The following is a 15,265-nucleotide window of genomic DNA, read 5'->3' as shown; positions in this document are numbered from 1 at the left end:
TTTTACCGTAATTTAATCAAGCGGGGATCCTGTTTCCATCTTTTGAACCAAATATTGTCTTCGTTTTTAAATTTATTCCACATTTTCTCGGCAATAGCTTCGCCGTGGGCAACCAGCACTAACGGTAATAATCCCGGATTATTATCTATACGCTGTTCACTTTCCAGAAATTCTCTTATCGTCGGTAAGGCACGCTCACTATTCTGACAATATTCAGCGTAAAGAAGATTAACAGCAATAAGTCCTGTTATTTCCTGCGTGGATATTTCTTTAGTTAATTTTCGTGCCAGTTCATGTTTACCTTTAAGCGAAAGAAACATAACCTGCATACTTAATAATATTGGATTATCCTGCAGGTGTTGTGAGCGTAATTCATCGCCTAAACGTATAGCATCATCAATACCGGTATGATAATAGGTAATCCACAGCTTAGTGATCCCTGCGGCTGCGCGCGTTGGGTCCAATTTTAAACACTCGTTAATCGTTTGTAAGGCCTCCTCCAACTGACCAGCCATGAAAAGATTCCAGCCATAATAATATTTAATATCTGCAGAAATGGGCGAAAGTAAGTTAGCTTGTTTGAATAGCAAACTCCCGACGATGTATTCTGAGTGAATCGTATTAATTAGCCCCAGTAATCCTAAAGCTTGTGGATTATTGTGGTCCAGCTCTGTCGCCTTAATCGCATGTTCTTTAGCTTTGATCATAGCGTTTTGTTTATCAAAAATCCCCATTTGCGCCATGCTGAGGTAGCATTCTGCCAGCGCACAGTAAGGCGCAATGCTGTTTGGCGACATGTTAACGCATTGAGTCAGCAATTTAAGCGCTTGCTGTAAGCTATAGGGGGTGTATTGATTTAACTCATGCTTACCGCGTAAGTAAACCATAGTACTGTCAATCGAATTTAGCTCGCTAATCTGCTTTGTGTCCCAGCGAAGTCCGGGAATACATCTGAGCAAAAGATTCGCAATTTTTTTTTGCAAGAGAGAAGCGGGTTGGTGTTCTATCAACTTAATGCTTTCCTGGTGCAGCAGGTGATAACCTTTAACCCGAACTATCTCAATCTGTACAATATTATCATTACCATCGGGTATCATCTGCCCGGAGATATAATAATCGGGGCGTAATTGATCCATGAGCTCAAGAATATCCTTAACACTGCGGCAGTTCTTCGTAATGGTCACCGGCAGCACGCTCAGGCCAAAGGGCGCATACTGCGATAATCCCTTCACGATAGAGTAATGCAGACTCTCGGATTGAACCTGATCCTGCATCTGAAAAGGAAGTATCGCCAATGTATGAGTCGTAGGTTGCGGCGCTGGCGGAGACACCACTACGACCGGACGATTAAACCGATAGCCCTGTCCGTACAGTGTTTCAATGTAACGATGCTCTTTATCTTCCGACAGAATACGTCGTAAGGCATAAATACAGCGGGTAAGAGATTCTTCGTTAACTTCCGCGTCGCCCCATACCTGGTCCAGTAAGGTGTTTTTACTCACAATCTCGCCGGCGGCTTCGAGCAGGATGACCAGAACGGCATATTCTTTTGGCGGAATATTGACTTTCTTTTCTGAGCGTAGCAGGGAGCCGTCCATGTTGAGTATGAAATCATCAAAGACGAATTTTTTATTCGATACAGGAACAGGATTAAAATGTGGCATGATAATAGTGTATTCTCTTACAGGGTGAAAAGTTATAATAACTAATACAAGTCGTTAGGATAGAATCTACTGTTTCAGTAATTCTGCTGTTAGTACTAACGGTCAGGTTGAGCTTTTATTATGAGCTTAATGTCATATTCTACGGGCTCGGGTTTATATGTTTTTAACATTTGATTATTTAGCTTATGCCTGTGCTTTAAATAACTGACATGTTGGTAATAATATTGTTATAACTAACTGTGATTATCGAATGGACGCTGCCGTATATCCTGGTGCAGAGAGAGTCAGCGCCGGGCATCTAAATATTTACATATTTAACTTGGCCTCATTGCAATAGAGATTAGTTTTGTAGCTATCTTACTGCATTTTTTTTGGGTGTAAATGCTGCTTATTATATCTTCATGGTTAATGGTCTGATAATTACACCATCAGAACCATTTTTCTCGAAGATTTCCACTAAATGACCATTCGTTGAAAGTTTAAGAGTGTAATTTGTCTTAGGTTCCAAAATATAAATGAAAGACTGTTTATAATGGTGCGCTTATTTTTATATTTTTTTGCAAAATAATGATATCGTCTTTTCTTTACTCCCTTCAGCTATAGCGTCAAAAAGTCAGGGGGTTTATGAGCAGTATCATCCTCAGGCTGGCCCCAGGCATTATATCGATATCAGGAGGAAGAGAGGAGGTATGCCTGGCAGAAAGCTAACAAGCGTGACTGTTTCGGTATAGACCGTTCAGGCAAATAGTTCTCAGAGGGAACGGATGATGTATAAATATGAATAAAATGCCGGCCTTAATCCACAGGGTTAAAGCCGGAAGGAGATAGTGTCATCTGGACGAATTCTTACGCTGTGAATAAGGCAATATCGTTTTACCAGTCATCATAGTGATGACAAGTTCACAAAAATCGTGTTATATAATCAGCCTTACTTTAAATTACCAGAGATATCAGTATAAGCTGTCTTCCGGACAGAACAATGATATTGAATAGCCTCCCATCCTGATAGAGCGTGTTAATGCGCAGTCTGAATTTTAAATTATTACAATTTTAATAAAAATCTTTACTTAAGTGACAGATACAAAAAATGTTAATGGTTCGCCATTTTTATGAATGTCGATGGCGTAGTTTTAAAATATTTTTTGAAACATTGAATGAAGTAGGACGTGCTATCATAACCACATTTTAATGCTACAGCATTAACATTATGGTTGCCTATGCGTAAAAGTTTTGCTGCCTGATTCATTCTTGCCGATAAGTAGATGTCGCTAAAGCTGGTACCTTCTTCTGCAAGTTTCCGTTTGAGCGTTGACGTACTCATAAATATATGATCGGCAACATCCGTAAGCTTCCACTGTCTACTGGGTGACGAAGATATAATGTTGTAAACGCGCTCCTTTAACGTTATCTGAGCCGAGCTAAGGATGATCTCATAACTCTCCGGGAGTCGGAGAAAAGCAGTAAGCAGGAACAGCAGAAAATAAGGAATTAACTCTTCATTTTCAATACAACTCTTGTTGTTACAGTTACTGCAACCTTTGCTTGTATCCTTCGTACAGGAGAACGCCGTTTTCAGATGTTCAAATACCTCTCTTCTGGCAGGAAAGTCAGGCGTATAGAAGATTTTCTGCGCTTTCTCTGTGGGTACCGCCATTTTGGTTTGCTGCTCGTTTGGGATAAGTGCATAGAGAGCGCCAAGTCGTTGCGTCGGTATCTCGAGTATATCGAAATCCATGTGGCCATTGACCTCTTCAAGCGTCACGTTAACTACCTGCTCTTTTTTGAGCACCAACATCCCAGGTTCGTCACAGTAAATCGTATCGTGATTATTGCTAATCGTCAGTTTACCGCTCCGAAAGCAAACTAAAGTGAAACTGCTTACATAAAGATTTTTGATGGTAACCTGCTGAGTCTGACTTTTAATTTGCTGCCGGGTATTTGTCAAAAGTGATTTTAATTTCCGTAAGTTATCTGCGGCAGGACGCTGATGACTATTACTTACAAAGGTTACATTTTCCATATTATCCCTTTGTTGATGTTATTTTAATGTTCCTTACTGGTATCCTACTGAAAAAATCTGAGTTGTAAATGCTCTTTATTAGCGTGTGTTGGCAATGGTCTGATTGTTACACCAAAAGAACCCAAATTTGGGTAATTTATCTACAGTAGTTTAAGCCCCAATGGGGATGATGGTTCTTTTAATATGTGTTGAGACGCATTATACAGAATAAATTGATTTTATTTCTCACTTTTCATTCTATTTTCATCAGGAATCCCTGTGTCCTGTGCGGTAATCTGCTGCTATCGAGAACGACAGACATCGCTAACAGTATATATGGAAACATCAAAAGAGAAGACGATAACAAGCCCAGGGCCATACATAGTTCGATTACTTAACAGCTCACTGAACGGCTGTGAGTTTCCATTGCTGACAGGCCGAACACTCTTTGTGGTAGGTCAGAGTGATGCGCTCACTGCTTCAGGTCAACTCCCTGATATACCTGCCGATAGCTTTTTTATCCCGCTGGACCATGGCGGAGTAAATTTTGAAATCCAGGTGGATACGGATGCGACCGAAATTATACTCCATGAGCTGAAAGAAGGAAATTCTGAATCTCGTTCGGTGCAATTAAATACGCCAATACAGGTCGGTGAATTGCTTATCCTGATTCGCCCGGAAAGCGAGCCGTGGGTGCCCGAGCAGCCTGAGAAGTTAGAAACGTCTGCAAAAAAGAACGAGCCGCGTTTTAAAAACGGAATTGTAGCCGCACTGGCCGGGTTTTTTATATTGGGAATTGGGACTGTGGGGACTTTATGGATACTTAACTCGCCGCAGCGGCAGGCCGCAGAGCTCGATTCGTTATTGGGGCAGGAGAAGGAGCGTTTTCAGGTGTTGCCAGGACGGGACAAAATGCTCTATGTCGCTGCGCAAAATGAAAGAGATACGCTGTGGGCTCGTCAGGTTTTAGCGAGGGGCGATTATGATAAAAATGCGCGAGTGATTAACGAAAACGAAGAAAATAAGCGTATCTCTACCTGGCTGGATACCTATTATCCGCAGCTGGCTTATTATCGGCTTCATTTCGATGAGCCGCGTAAACCCGTTTTCTGGCTAAGCCGCCAGCGAAACACGATGAGCAAGAAAGAGCTCGAGGTGTTAAGTCAAAAGCTGAGAGCGCTAATGCCTTACGCGGATTCGGTTAACATCACGTTGATGGACGATGTTACCGCAGCAGGCCAGGCGGAAGCGGGGCTAAAACAGCAGGCGTTACCTTATTCCCGCAGGAATCATAAGGGGGGCGTAACGTTTGTTATTCAGGGGGCGCTCGATGATGTAGAAATACTCAGAGCCCGTCAATTTGTCGATAGCTATTACCGCACATGGGGAGGACGCTATGTGCAGTTTGCGATCGAATTAAAAGATGACTGGCTCAAGGGGCGCTCATTTCAGTACGGGGCGGAAGGTTATATCAAAATGAGCCCAGGCCATTGGTATTTCCCAAGCCCACTTTAATTTAACGCAAATAAGGAAGTCATTATGGCAACACCTTGGTCAGGCTATCTGGATGACGTCTCAGCAAAATTTGATACGGGCGTTGATAATCTACAAACGCAGGTAACAGAGGCGCTGGATAAATTAGCAGCAAAACCCTCCGATCCGGCGCTACTGGCGGCGTATCAGAGTAAGCTCTCGGAATATAACTTGTACCGTAACGCGCAATCGAACACGGTAAAAGTCTTTAAGGATATTGATGCTGCCATTATTCAGAACTTCCGTTAATCAGTTATAAGGTGGATTATGTCGATTGCAACTATTGTCCCTGAGAATGCCGTTATAGGGCAGGCGGTCAATATCAGGTCTATGGAAACGGACATTGTCTCGCTGGATGACCGGCTACTCCAGGCTTTTTCTGGTTCGGCGATTGCCACGGCTGTGGATAAACAGACGATTACCAACAGGATTGAGGACCCTAATCTGGTGACGGATCCTAAAGAGCTGGCTATTTCGCAAGAGATGATTTCAGATTATAACCTGTATGTTTCTATGGTAAGTACCCTTACTCGTAAAGGAGTCGGGGCTGTTGAAACGCTATTACGCTCATGATTCGTCGATATCTATATACCTTTCTGCTGGTAATGACCCTTGCCGGCTGTAAGGATAAGGATCTTTTAAAAGGACTGGACCAGGAACAGGCTAATGAGGTCATTGCCGTTCTGCAAATGCACAATATAGAGGCGAATAAAATTGATAGCGGAAAATTGGGCTATAGCATTACCGTTGCTGAGCCTGATTTTACCGCTGCGGTGTACTGGATTAAAACTTATCAGCTTCCTCCCCGGCCACGGGTGGAAATAGCGCAGATGTTCCCGGCGGATTCGCTGGTATCGTCTCCGCGAGCTGAAAAGGCCAGGTTATATTCGGCTATTGAACAGCGACTGGAACAGTCATTACAGACGATGGAGGGCGTGCTCTCCGCCAGGGTCCATATTAGTTATGATATTGATGCTGGTGAAAATGGCCGTCCGCCAAAACCTGTTCATCTGTCGGCATTAGCCGTATATGAACGAGGTTCGCCGCTTGCGCATCAGATCAGCGATATCAAGCGTTTCTTAAAGAATAGTTTTGCCGATGTGGATTATGACAACATTTCTGTTGTGTTGTCAGAACGTTCTGATGCCCAATTACAGGCTCCCGGCACACCAGTAAAACGTAATTCTTTTGCAACCAGTTGGATTGTGTTGATTATTTTGTTATCCGTGATGTCAGCAGGCTTTGGCGTCTGGTATTACAAAAACCATTATGCCCGCAATAAGAAAGGCATAACGGCTGATGATAAGGCGAAATCGTCAAATGAATAGGCAGCCATTACCCATTATCTGGCAAAGAATCATTTTTGATCCGTTATCGTATATCCATCCTCAGCGGTTGCAGATAGCGCCGGAAATGATTGTCAGACCCGCCGCCAGGGCGGCGGCAAATGAGTTAATACTGGCGGCATGGCGGCTTAAGAACGGAGAAAAGGAGTGTATTCAAAACTCACTGACGCAGCTGTGGCTGCGTCAGTGGCGCCGACTGCCGCAGGTAGCGTATTTACTCGGTTGCCATAAACTGAGAGCCGATCTGGCAAGGCAGGGAGCCTTGCTTGGCCTGCCGGATTGGGCGCAAGCATTTTTGGCAATGCATCAGGGAACAAGTTTATCTGTCTGCAATAAGGCGCCGAATCACCGGTTTTTACTTAGCGTCGGGTATGCACAGTTAAATGCCCTGAATGAATTTTTACCTGAATCTTTAGCACAGCGTTTTCCTTTGCTTTTTCCTCCATTTATTGAGGAGGCATCGAAGCAGGATGCTGTAGAAATGTCAATTTTGCTACTGGCCTTACAATATGCTCAAAAATATCCCAATTCCGTCCCCGCTTTCGCCTGTTGAGGGGATACTGATAAAGCGTAAAACGCTGGAACGTTATTTCTCTATTGAAAGATTAGAACAGCAGGCGCATCAACGGGCTAAGCGTATTTTGCGAGAGGCGGAAGAAGAGGCAAAGACCTTGCGGATGTACGCCTATCAGGAAGGTTACGAGCAGGGAATGATAGACGCGTTACAGCAGGTCGCCGCTTATCTTACTGATAATCAGACAATGGCCTGGAAGTGGATGGAAAAAATACAGATTTATGCCCGCGAGTTATTTTCAGCTGCGGTCGACCATCCCGAAACGCTTTTAACCGTCCTGGATGAGTGGCTAAGGGATTTCGATAAGCCTGAGGGGCAACTTTTTTTAACACTACCAGTTAATGCGAAAAAAGATCACCAAAAACTGATGGTGTTGCTTATGGAGAACTGGCCTGGCACTTTTAATCTTAAATATCATCAGGAACAGCGCTTTATCATGAGTTGCGGCGATCAGATCGCAGAATTTTCACCTGAACAATTTGTTGAAACGGCAGTAGGCGTCATTAAGCATCATCTTGATGAACTTCCACAAGACTGCCGGACGATTTCTGATAACGCCATTAACGCACTTATTGATGAATGGAAGACAAAAACGCAAGCATTGTAAAATGGAGGTTATAAGGTGATACCGGGTACGATTCCAACTTCTTATTTGGTCCCGACAGCGGATACTGAAGCGACGGGTGTGGTTTCGTTGAGTGCCAGGGCCGCTATGCTGAATAATGTGGATAGCGCGCCTTTAAGCAATGGCGGCGACGTTGATCTTTATGATGCATTCTACCAACGACTTTTGGCGCTTCCTGAGTCAGCCTCTTCTGAAACGCTTAAAGATAGCATTTATCAAGAGATGAATGCCTTCAAAGATCCTAAAAGTGGTGATTCGGCTTTTGTTTCTTTTGAGCAGCAAACGGCTATGCTACAAAACATGTTAGCAAAAGTTGAACCGGGCACCCATTTATATGAGGCTTTAAACGGGGTATTAGTTGGTACAATGAATGCACAGTCACAAATGACCTCCTGGATGCAGGAGATTATTTTATCGGGCGGGGAAAACAAAGAGGCAATTGACTGGTGAACCCCCATTGCTGGCGATTTGTGATAAGGTATAGTGTATATATCAGCAAGTAATGCACCATGCCAGTGTATCTATCTTATTGATGTATATGGATTATTAAGGTCTCTGCCAGGCGTTTTATTCTGAAAGGATTATATTAATATTGTAAGATTCCATTACAAAATTGTGCATAAAGTTTGTAAGAGTATCTTTTTGTGACAAAATGAATGCGCGTTGGAATGTAATTATTGGCTATAATAATAAAAAAATCGGATTTAAATCATCACTGTGAGTTTTAATTATTTGTTTATAAGAATATAACGATTTTGAGTTCCTTATAGCACACAGGATAAAATATGGTATTGCCTTCAATGAATAAATCAGTTGAGGCCATTAGCAATAATCACCTTCAACAGCCGAACAAATTTCCATTAATAAATGGATTAGCTGACGTAAGAGACTATTATGTCGCAAACTGCTTATTGTTTAAACTTAATAAAGGCAGTTTGCGAATTGAAAACGAATTTGGGGAGTTCATCGAACAATCTGCGCCGTGTTTATTTTTATTGGAAAAAGATCAAACAATCACGCTTAGTATGAGCGAAATAGAAGGGCATATTGATTTTTCTTCACTGGAAGTTTCCTATGACTTAATGCAAAAATTCTACAAAGTTTTTTACAGTACAAGAAACTATAATGATCGAGAGCTATCATTAAAAACGAAACCAAAGTATTTTTTTCATGCGGACTTGTTGCCAGGGATGAGTGATACTTTTGACTCTATTTTGCATGGTGTGGCATGTCCACGGGTTTGTAGTAATGTGAGTATTGATGATCATGATTATTCATATTTCTCATTGATGTATCTTATATCGGCATTTGTACGTAAGCCCGGTGGGTTTGATTTCCTTGAGCGAGCAATAAAAATTACGACAAAAGAGAAAGTTTATAACATTATTATCAGCGATCTCACCCGCAAATGGTCACAGGCTGAGGTGGCAGGAAAGCTGTTTATGAGCGTATCAAGTCTGAAGCGAAAACTGGCCGCTGAAGAGGTGAGTTTTAGCAAAATATACCTGGATGCTCGTATGAATCAGGCTATAAAATTATTACGTATGGGGGCTGGAAATATTTCACAAGTCGCGACGATGTGTGGCTATGATACGCCTTCTTATTTTATCGCTATTTTTAAACGGCATTTTAAGATTACACCGCTTAGCTTTATGCGTACGATGAACCATTGATTTGTGAAATTATTTTAAACGTTACTATCTGTTTGCGTTACAGATACCAAATATTTTTTTAATCGTAGTGTATATTTCAGTATCGCTACACCAGTGATATATAGTTAATGAAAGGGAATCGAAAGCGTTCATTGTCAGACATACATGGCCACCAGGCGTCGGGCAATCGTTGTACTCTAAGAGATTACAGTAAAGTAAAACAGCAAATTTAATCATTATCAGATTTGTAAAAGGAATTCATTTCGGTAACGACATTGCGCATGTAATAACGTATCTGGTCTTATTACCTTTGTAGTAAGAAGGCGTTATCTACTTGCGCAGTAGTCGCCCAGGAAGAAAAATTATTACCGAAGCTGTAGTCAGTTTTCAAAAAAGGATAAATAAATGAGAAATGTAATTATATACGGTATTAACTGGACTAATTGTTATGCCCTTCAGTCTATTTTTAAGCAAAAATATCCGGAAAAGTGCGTTAAAACGTGTAACTCATTAACCGCACTTTTGCATTCTCTATCCGATATGCCGGACGCCGGGCTGATTTTAGCTTTGAACCCGCATGAGCATGTTTATCTTTTTCATGCGTTGCAGACGCGGTTGCAGAACCGTAAAGTTTTGGTAGTGGCAGATCGCTTGTATTATATCGATCGCTGTGTGCTGCAATATTTTGGCGTTATGGATTATGTTTTAAAAGACGAACTATCCTGCGCTATCCGCTCGGATCGAGAGAAGCTCCGTCTTCCGGAAGCCTGGCTGCGTTTCTGCCACAGGCCACAAAAGAAAACCGTGGCTACAACGTATGCTTTTAATGCCGGCGAGACGCCGGAAGAGGTATTGTTTAATATCAATCAATACGCCTGGTGGAATCTACCTCCCGGCGTCACTCAGGCGAAATATGCGCTGCTGATATTATTATCCTCCGGACATCCGGCAATTGAACTGGCGAAAAAATTTGGTCTGGGAACAAAAACCGTCAGTATTTATCGTAAGAAGGTTATGTATCGTTTGGGGATGGACTCTTCACCGCTATCGCTGTTCCGGGGACTGAAACTAGACGCGCATTTACAGCGCACTGCTTTTGCACATAACCCTGCTGTACCTGACGATAATTGCGCGTTACCGATTGCAGTAGGAATGAATTAAAATATTTTTTATCATGTATGACCATGTGTTGAGCTTTTATTATAAAAAAGATTTTTTGAGTAGTAATTCTTATATATAATCATCCGGAGGTGGTTGGTAGCCTGGCTCAATCATTGAGGCATATTTTTGCAGGCAATATATTGAATCTGAAAAGTTAAAGATGATATTTTCGGTGCAGGAGCTATCATGTGGAGGGAAAAGTATGCTAAGTCCTACGACTCGTAATATGGGGGCGAGTTTATCGCCTCAGCCTGACGTCAGCGGGGAGCTAAACACCGAAGCATTGACCTGTATTGTTGAGCGTCTGGAAAGTGAAATTATATATGGCAGCTGGATTCATATCAGTTACGAGGAAACCGATCTCGAAATGATGCCTTTTCTTGTTGCACAGGCCAATAAGAAGTATCCAGAGTTAAATCTTAAATTTGTTATGTCAGTCCATGAGCTTGTTTCCTCTATAAAGGAGACCAGAATGGAAGGCGTTGAATCTGCCCGATTTCTCGTAAATATGGGAAGTTCAGGTATCCATATTTCAGTCGTCGATTTTAGAGTTATGGACGGAAAGACATCGGTGATTTTGTTCGAACCAGCAGCGTGTAGCGCTTTTGGACCTGCTTTACTGGCGTTGAGGACCAAAGCAGCTCTTGAACGTGAACAACTGCCTGATTGTTATTTTGCTATGGTCGAGCTGGACATTCAACGAAGCTCTTCTGAATGCGGTATTTTTAGCCTGGCGCTCGCCAAAAAACTTCAGCTTGAATTTATGAACTTAGTAAAAATTCATGAAGATAATATTTGTGAACGTCTGTGTGGTGAAGAACCTTTTCTCCCGTCCGATAAAGCAGACCGCTATCTGCCGGTGAGTTTTTACAAACATACTCAAGGCGTACAACGATTAAATGAATATGTGGAGGCCAATCCGGCGGCGGGAAGCAGTATAGTAAACAAAAAGAATGAAACGCTTTATGAGCGATTCGATAACAATGCCGTTATGCTAAACGATAAAAAACTCTCTATATCCGCTCATAAAAAAAGGATAGCTGAATATAAGTCTTTACTTAAACCGTAATGAAATTATAAGGTTGCCTGCCAGAGGAAATCCTTCCAGCGCCATAAGACTACTCTATATTATGACCGTATGTTTCCTGAATAGCAGGCAAAAAAGTGTTAACCTTGCGCCTCTGGTACGATTTCATTACGCCTGTCGCGCCATGTTGCGTAAATAAATACCGCAATAAACACGATGGCAAATAATACTACGATGGTCGGCGCTGGCGCGCTATCAAGATAAAAAGACAGATAGACGCCCGCAAAAGCGGTAATAACTGACAGACTCACCGCTAATCCCAGCGCGCGCGCAAAGCGTCGCGTCAGCAAAATGGCAATTGCGCCGGGGGCGATAAGCAGTGAGATCGACAGAATAATGCCCACCGATTTCAGCGTGGCGACGATAGTCAGCGCAATCATACATAGCAGGCCATAATGCAGTAGCGTCGTATTCAGCCCGCTGGCTTTCGCCTGGTGCGGGTCAAAAGCGTGTAGCAGGAGATCTTTCCATTTCAGCCCAATGATTAACGCAATACCCAGTGCAATAACTGACGTTTGTACGATATCCCCCAGCGATACGCCCAGCATATCCCCAAACAGGATGTGATCTAGATGCACTTCCGATTGAATAGAAACATAGAGCACCAGACCTGCGCCAAACATCCCGGAAAAGACGATGCCCATCACCGTATCACGTTTGATGCGGCTGTTATCGTCCAGATAGCCGGTGGCGATAGCGCAAAATAATCCGGCAATGAAAGCGCCAATCGCCAGGGGGATCCCCACAATATATGCCAGCACGACCCCGGGGAATACCGCATGACTCATTGCGTCGCCCATTAACGCCCAGCCTTTTAACACTAAAAACACGGACAGCAAGGCGCAGGGAATCGCCACAATGACCGAAACCATAAGGGCGTTCACCATAAAATCAAACTGAAAGGGTTCCAGTAACGTTGTTAAGAACATGTCGGCTCCTTCTGCAGGCGGGCGCGTCGACGGTTGGCTAACAGACCGTGTTTCGGGGCGAAAATAAAGGCTGTGATGAACAGTAAGGTTTGCATGACGACAATAATTCCGCCAGTGGCGCCATCCAGCCAGTAGCTAAGCCATGCGCCCAGAAAACTGGTCAGGCTGCCAATCACGACGGCAATCATGAGCAGACGTGGAAAACGGTCGGTGAGTAACCAGGCTGTCGCGCCCGGCGTGACGACGAGACAGATCACCAGGAACGCCCCAACGGTTTGCAGGGCCGCCACGGTAGAGACGGACAATAGAGTGAAAAACAACAGCTTTAGTCGACCCGGATTAAGCCCGATAGAACGCGCATGGGTCTCATCGAAAAAGACGACCATCAAATCTTTCCATTTTAACAGCAGAATCGTCAGCGAGACTGCGCCGATAATCGCCAGTTGCGCAATATCCGCTGGCGCGATCGCCAGCACGTTACCAAGAATAATCGTCTGGATATTCACCGACATCGGATTGAGCGACACCATAAAAAGGCCGACGCCAAAAAAAGAGGAGAAGATAAGCCCGATAATCGCGTCTTCTTTCAGGCGTGAGCGTTGGTTAAGAAAGAGCATACTGCCTGCCGCCAGTCCGCCGGAAAGAAACGCGCCGAGCGAGAAGGGCAGCCCTAACATCCAGGCGCCAGCGACGCCAGGCACAATAGAGTGAGATAGCGCATCGCCAATGAGCGACCAGCCTTTGAGCATCAAATAGCAGGAGAGAAACGCGCACAGACCGCCCACCATCGCGGAGACCCACATCGCGTTGAGCATATACTGGTAGCCAAACGGCTCAACAAGCCAGTTCATGACGATTTTCCTCCGCTGGCCACGCGCCGGGAAATAAAGGGGCGCTCGTCATCGGTGATGATGTGCTCTTCACCTCCGCTTAGCGCGATATGACGTAGAACGCCGCTAAACGCCTGTTCCAGATTCGCGGCGGTAAACGTGGTTTCGGTAGGGCCGCTGGCCAGTACGGTTCCTTTAATCATTACCGTATAGTCGCAAAACTCGGTGACGGAGCCGAGATTATGCGTTGAGACCAGCATCGTGCGGCCTTCATCGCGCAGTTCCCGCAGTAGATCGATGATTCGCGCTTCGGTTTTTACATCCACGCCGGTAAAAGGTTCATCCAGCAGGATTACTTGTCCATCCTGAGCGATGGCCCTCGCAAGAAACACACGTTTTTTCTGCCCGCCGGACAGCTCGCCAATCTGCCTGTGACGATATTCCTGCATATCCACCCGCGCCAGCGCGGCGTCAACACAGGCGTGATCATGCGCACTGGGACGGCGTAGCCAGCCCATATGGCCGTAGCGTCCCATCATCACCACATCTTCTACCAGCACCGGAAATGACCAGTCCACTTCTTCCGATTGCGGAACATAAGCAATGAGGTTTTTTTTCAGTGCCTTGTTGACTGACTGTTGCAGGATAGTGATATCGCCCTGCGCAAGATGCACAAAGCCCATTAACGCTTTAAATAACGTAGACTTACCGGAACCATTTACGCCTACCAGCGCGGCGATTGAACCGCCAGGCACCTGAAAAGTGGCGTCCCGTAGGGCGGTATGACCGTTGCGATACGTCACCGTGACTTGATCAACGGTAATCGCAGATTGACTCATTGTTGACTCCTCAGTCCGTCGTTAATGCCGTTGACGATGGTTTCGGTCGTGACGCGCAGCAGATCCAGATAGGTTGGCACAGGGCCGTCAGCGGCGCTCAGAGAATCGACATACAGTACGCCGCCATAATGCGCGCCGGATTCACGCGCGACCTGACGGGCCGGTTTATCGGAAACCGTACTCTCGCTAAAGATGGCGGGAATATGGTGCTTTTTAATGGTATCAATCACTTTACGCACCTGTTTTGGCGTCCCCTGTTGATCGGCGTTAATTGGCCAGAGATAAAGCTCTTTCATGTCATTATCGCGCGCCAGGTAAGAGAACGCGCCTTCACTGGTGACCAGCCAGCGCTGATCGGCGGGAATTTTTTCCAGTTCGGCACGCAACGGATCGGCCATCTGGCGAATTTTCGCTTTATAGCGCTCGGCGTTTTGCTTATAGATCTGCGCATTATCCGGATCGTACTTCACCAGGGCGTCGCGAATGTTATCGACATAAATCAGCGCGTTTTCTGCCGACATCCAGGCGTGCGGGTTCGGTTTACCGTTATACGGGCCTTCGGTAATGCCCATCGGTTTGACGCCGGTAGAGACGACGACTTCCGGTACGCCGGAAAGGTGCTGATAAAATCGGGCGAACCATCGCTCCAGGTTCAGACCATTCGCGAGGATAAGCTGTGCCCCCTGCGCTCGTTTAATATCGCCGGGCGTTGGCTGATACTCATGGATTTCAGCGCCGGGCTTGGTAATCGAGCTGACTTCCGCTGCGTCGCCCGCCACGTTTTTCGCCATGTCGGCAATAACGGTAAACGTGGTGATGACTTTAAATTTCTCTTTTGCATAGGCTGGCGATAGCGCGAGTATCGCGACAATACCGGCAATCAGGAGTGTTTTCAGACGATGTAGATTCGTCATAGTATCCCTCGCAACAATGTGGTTAATTAATCATCGAATATAGCCTTTGCTATGTTATATAGCACAAGGCATGAATAAATGAAAATAATTCTTATTTGCGTAATGGCGACGA

The 15,265-nt window shown here is 44.6% G+C and carries 16 protein-coding genes; 10 read left to right on the top strand and 6 right to left on the bottom strand.

Annotated elements, in window-relative coordinates; translation table 11 throughout:
• Positions 1 to 2: 2 nt before the first annotated feature.
• A complete protein-coding gene (hilA, locus tag J4650_RS06750) occupies positions 3 to 1,664 on the bottom strand; it encodes a transcriptional regulator HilA (RefSeq protein WP_124234957.1) in 1,662 nt (553 codons plus the stop codon).
• Positions 1,665 to 2,754: 1,090 nt separating this feature from the next.
• Positions 2,755 to 3,684 carry a transcriptional regulator HilD gene (hilD, locus tag J4650_RS06745; RefSeq protein ID WP_124234956.1) on the bottom strand — a complete coding sequence of 310 codons (930 nt, stop codon included), beginning with the start codon at positions 3,682 to 3,684 and terminating at the stop codon, positions 2,755 to 2,757.
• A 315-nt stretch (positions 3,685 to 3,999) separates the two neighbouring features.
• Here hilD and prgH point away from each other — a divergent pair, with 315 nt between their 5' ends.
• The 10 genes from prgH to avrA all read left to right on the top strand — a co-directional run bounded on the left by prgH (position 4,000) and on the right by avrA (position 11,623).
• A complete protein-coding gene (prgH, locus tag J4650_RS06740) occupies positions 4,000 to 5,178 on the top strand; it encodes a type III secretion system inner membrane ring protein PrgH (RefSeq protein ID WP_000450196.1) in 1,179 nt (392 codons plus the stop codon).
• Between the two features lie 24 nt (positions 5,179 to 5,202).
• On the top strand, positions 5,203 to 5,445 hold the full coding sequence (gene prgI / locus J4650_RS06735; RefSeq protein WP_000235228.1) for a type III secretion system needle filament protein PrgI: 243 nt from the start codon (positions 5,203 to 5,205) through the stop codon (positions 5,443 to 5,445).
• A gap of 18 nt (positions 5,446 to 5,463) precedes the next feature.
• Positions 5,464 to 5,769: a type III secretion system inner rod protein PrgJ gene (gene prgJ / locus J4650_RS06730; protein ID WP_000020431.1), complete on the top strand. Its 306-nt coding sequence runs from the start codon at positions 5,464 to 5,466 to the stop codon at positions 5,767 to 5,769.
• Complete coding sequence (prgK, locus tag J4650_RS06725; RefSeq protein WP_000621238.1) at positions 5,766 to 6,524, top strand: type III secretion system inner membrane ring lipoprotein PrgK; 759 nt, start codon at positions 5,766 to 5,768, stop codon at positions 6,522 to 6,524. Before prgJ ends, prgK begins: the two co-directional genes overlap by 4 nt.
• Positions 6,496 to 7,095, top strand: a complete 600-nt coding sequence (orgA, locus tag J4650_RS06720) for an oxygen-regulated invasion protein OrgA (RefSeq protein ID WP_001591231.1) — start codon at positions 6,496 to 6,498, stop codon at positions 7,093 to 7,095. The genes prgK and orgA overlap by 29 nt, the downstream gene beginning before the upstream one ends.
• Positions 7,052 to 7,723, top strand: coding sequence for a type III secretion system linker protein OrgB (gene orgB / locus J4650_RS06715; RefSeq protein ID WP_000916655.1), 672 nt, complete (start codon positions 7,052 to 7,054; stop codon positions 7,721 to 7,723). Before orgA ends, orgB begins: the two co-directional genes overlap by 44 nt.
• Before the next feature lie 15 nt (positions 7,724 to 7,738).
• Positions 7,739 to 8,191, top strand: a complete 453-nt coding sequence (locus J4650_RS06710; RefSeq protein ID WP_000612177.1) for a type III secretion system effector protein OrgC — start codon at positions 7,739 to 7,741, stop codon at positions 8,189 to 8,191.
• Positions 8,192 to 8,526: 335 nt separating this feature from the next.
• Positions 8,527 to 9,414: an invasion transcriptional regulator HilC gene (hilC, locus tag J4650_RS06705; RefSeq protein WP_000243998.1), complete on the top strand. Its 888-nt coding sequence runs from the start codon at positions 8,527 to 8,529 to the stop codon at positions 9,412 to 9,414.
• Between the two features lie 384 nt (positions 9,415 to 9,798).
• Positions 9,799 to 10,554: a transcriptional regulator SprB gene (sprB, locus tag J4650_RS06700; protein ID WP_001246668.1), complete on the top strand. Its 756-nt coding sequence runs from the start codon at positions 9,799 to 9,801 to the stop codon at positions 10,552 to 10,554.
• A 160-nt stretch (positions 10,555 to 10,714) separates the two neighbouring features.
• Positions 10,715 to 11,623: a type III secretion system YopJ family effector AvrA gene (gene avrA, locus J4650_RS06695; protein WP_023994248.1), complete on the top strand. Its 909-nt coding sequence runs from the start codon at positions 10,715 to 10,717 to the stop codon at positions 11,621 to 11,623.
• A 98-nt stretch (positions 11,624 to 11,721) separates the two neighbouring features.
• Here the strand turns inward: avrA and sitD are convergent, their stop codons facing one another.
• The 4 genes from sitD to sitA are packed head-to-tail and all read right to left on the bottom strand — an operon-like array spanning position 11,722 to position 15,153.
• Positions 11,722 to 12,570 carry an iron/manganese ABC transporter permease subunit SitD gene (sitD, locus tag J4650_RS06690; protein ID WP_000480209.1) on the bottom strand — a complete coding sequence of 283 codons (849 nt, stop codon included), beginning with the start codon at positions 12,568 to 12,570 and terminating at the stop codon, positions 11,722 to 11,724.
• Positions 12,561 to 13,421, bottom strand: a complete 861-nt coding sequence (gene sitC, locus J4650_RS06685) for an iron/manganese ABC transporter permease subunit SitC (RefSeq protein WP_001104336.1) — start codon at positions 13,419 to 13,421, stop codon at positions 12,561 to 12,563. Before sitC ends, sitD begins: the two co-directional genes overlap by 10 nt.
• Positions 13,418 to 14,239 carry an iron/manganese ABC transporter ATP-binding protein SitB gene (gene sitB, locus J4650_RS06680; protein WP_000083151.1) on the bottom strand — a complete coding sequence of 274 codons (822 nt, stop codon included), beginning with the start codon at positions 14,237 to 14,239 and terminating at the stop codon, positions 13,418 to 13,420. Before sitB ends, sitC begins: the two co-directional genes overlap by 4 nt.
• Positions 14,236 to 15,153 carry an iron/manganese ABC transporter substrate-binding protein SitA gene (gene sitA, locus J4650_RS06675; protein ID WP_000182930.1) on the bottom strand — a complete coding sequence of 306 codons (918 nt, stop codon included), beginning with the start codon at positions 15,151 to 15,153 and terminating at the stop codon, positions 14,236 to 14,238. The genes sitB and sitA overlap by 4 nt, the downstream gene beginning before the upstream one ends.
• Positions 15,154 to 15,265: the final 112 nt, after the last annotated feature.

This window comes from Salmonella sp. 32120201201600049SM, assembly GCF_017572835.1.
GTDB classification, from domain to species: Bacteria; Pseudomonadota; Gammaproteobacteria; order Enterobacterales; family Enterobacteriaceae; genus Salmonella; species Salmonella enterica.
Note: the sequence above shows the minus strand (reverse complement) of the source record. Positions and strands in the feature narration are given on the sequence as shown.

Coding starts and splice junctions, on each gene's coding strand:
- prgI (WP_000235228.1), top strand. CDS start 5,203: ATGGCAACACCTTGGTCAGGCTATCTGGATGACGTCTCAGCAAAATTT.
- sitA (WP_000182930.1), bottom strand. CDS start 15,153: ATGACGAATCTACATCGTCTGAAAACACTCCTGATTGCCGGTATTGTC.
- prgH (WP_000450196.1), top strand. CDS start 4,000: ATGGAAACATCAAAAGAGAAGACGATAACAAGCCCAGGGCCATACATA.
- orgA (WP_001591231.1), top strand. CDS start 6,496: ATGATAAGGCGAAATCGTCAAATGAATAGGCAGCCATTACCCATTATC.
- hilA (WP_124234957.1), bottom strand. CDS start 1,664: ATGCCACATTTTAATCCTGTTCCTGTATCGAATAAAAAATTCGTCTTT.
- prgK (WP_000621238.1), top strand. CDS start 5,766: ATGATTCGTCGATATCTATATACCTTTCTGCTGGTAATGACCCTTGCC.
- sprB (WP_001246668.1), top strand. CDS start 9,799: ATGAGAAATGTAATTATATACGGTATTAACTGGACTAATTGTTATGCC.
- hilD (WP_124234956.1), bottom strand. CDS start 3,684: ATGGAAAATGTAACCTTTGTAAGTAATAGTCATCAGCGTCCTGCCGCA.
- sitD (WP_000480209.1), bottom strand. CDS start 12,570: ATGTTCTTAACAACGTTACTGGAACCCTTTCAGTTTGATTTTATGGTG.
- avrA (WP_023994248.1), top strand. CDS start 10,715: ATGATATTTTCGGTGCAGGAGCTATCATGTGGAGGGAAAAGTATGCTA.
- prgJ (WP_000020431.1), top strand. CDS start 5,464: ATGTCGATTGCAACTATTGTCCCTGAGAATGCCGTTATAGGGCAGGCG.
- orgB (WP_000916655.1), top strand. CDS start 7,052: ATGCTCAAAAATATCCCAATTCCGTCCCCGCTTTCGCCTGTTGAGGGG.
- hilC (WP_000243998.1), top strand. CDS start 8,527: ATGGTATTGCCTTCAATGAATAAATCAGTTGAGGCCATTAGCAATAAT.
- sitC (WP_001104336.1), bottom strand. CDS start 13,421: ATGAACTGGCTTGTTGAGCCGTTTGGCTACCAGTATATGCTCAACGCG.
- sitB (WP_000083151.1), bottom strand. CDS start 14,239: ATGAGTCAATCTGCGATTACCGTTGATCAAGTCACGGTGACGTATCGC.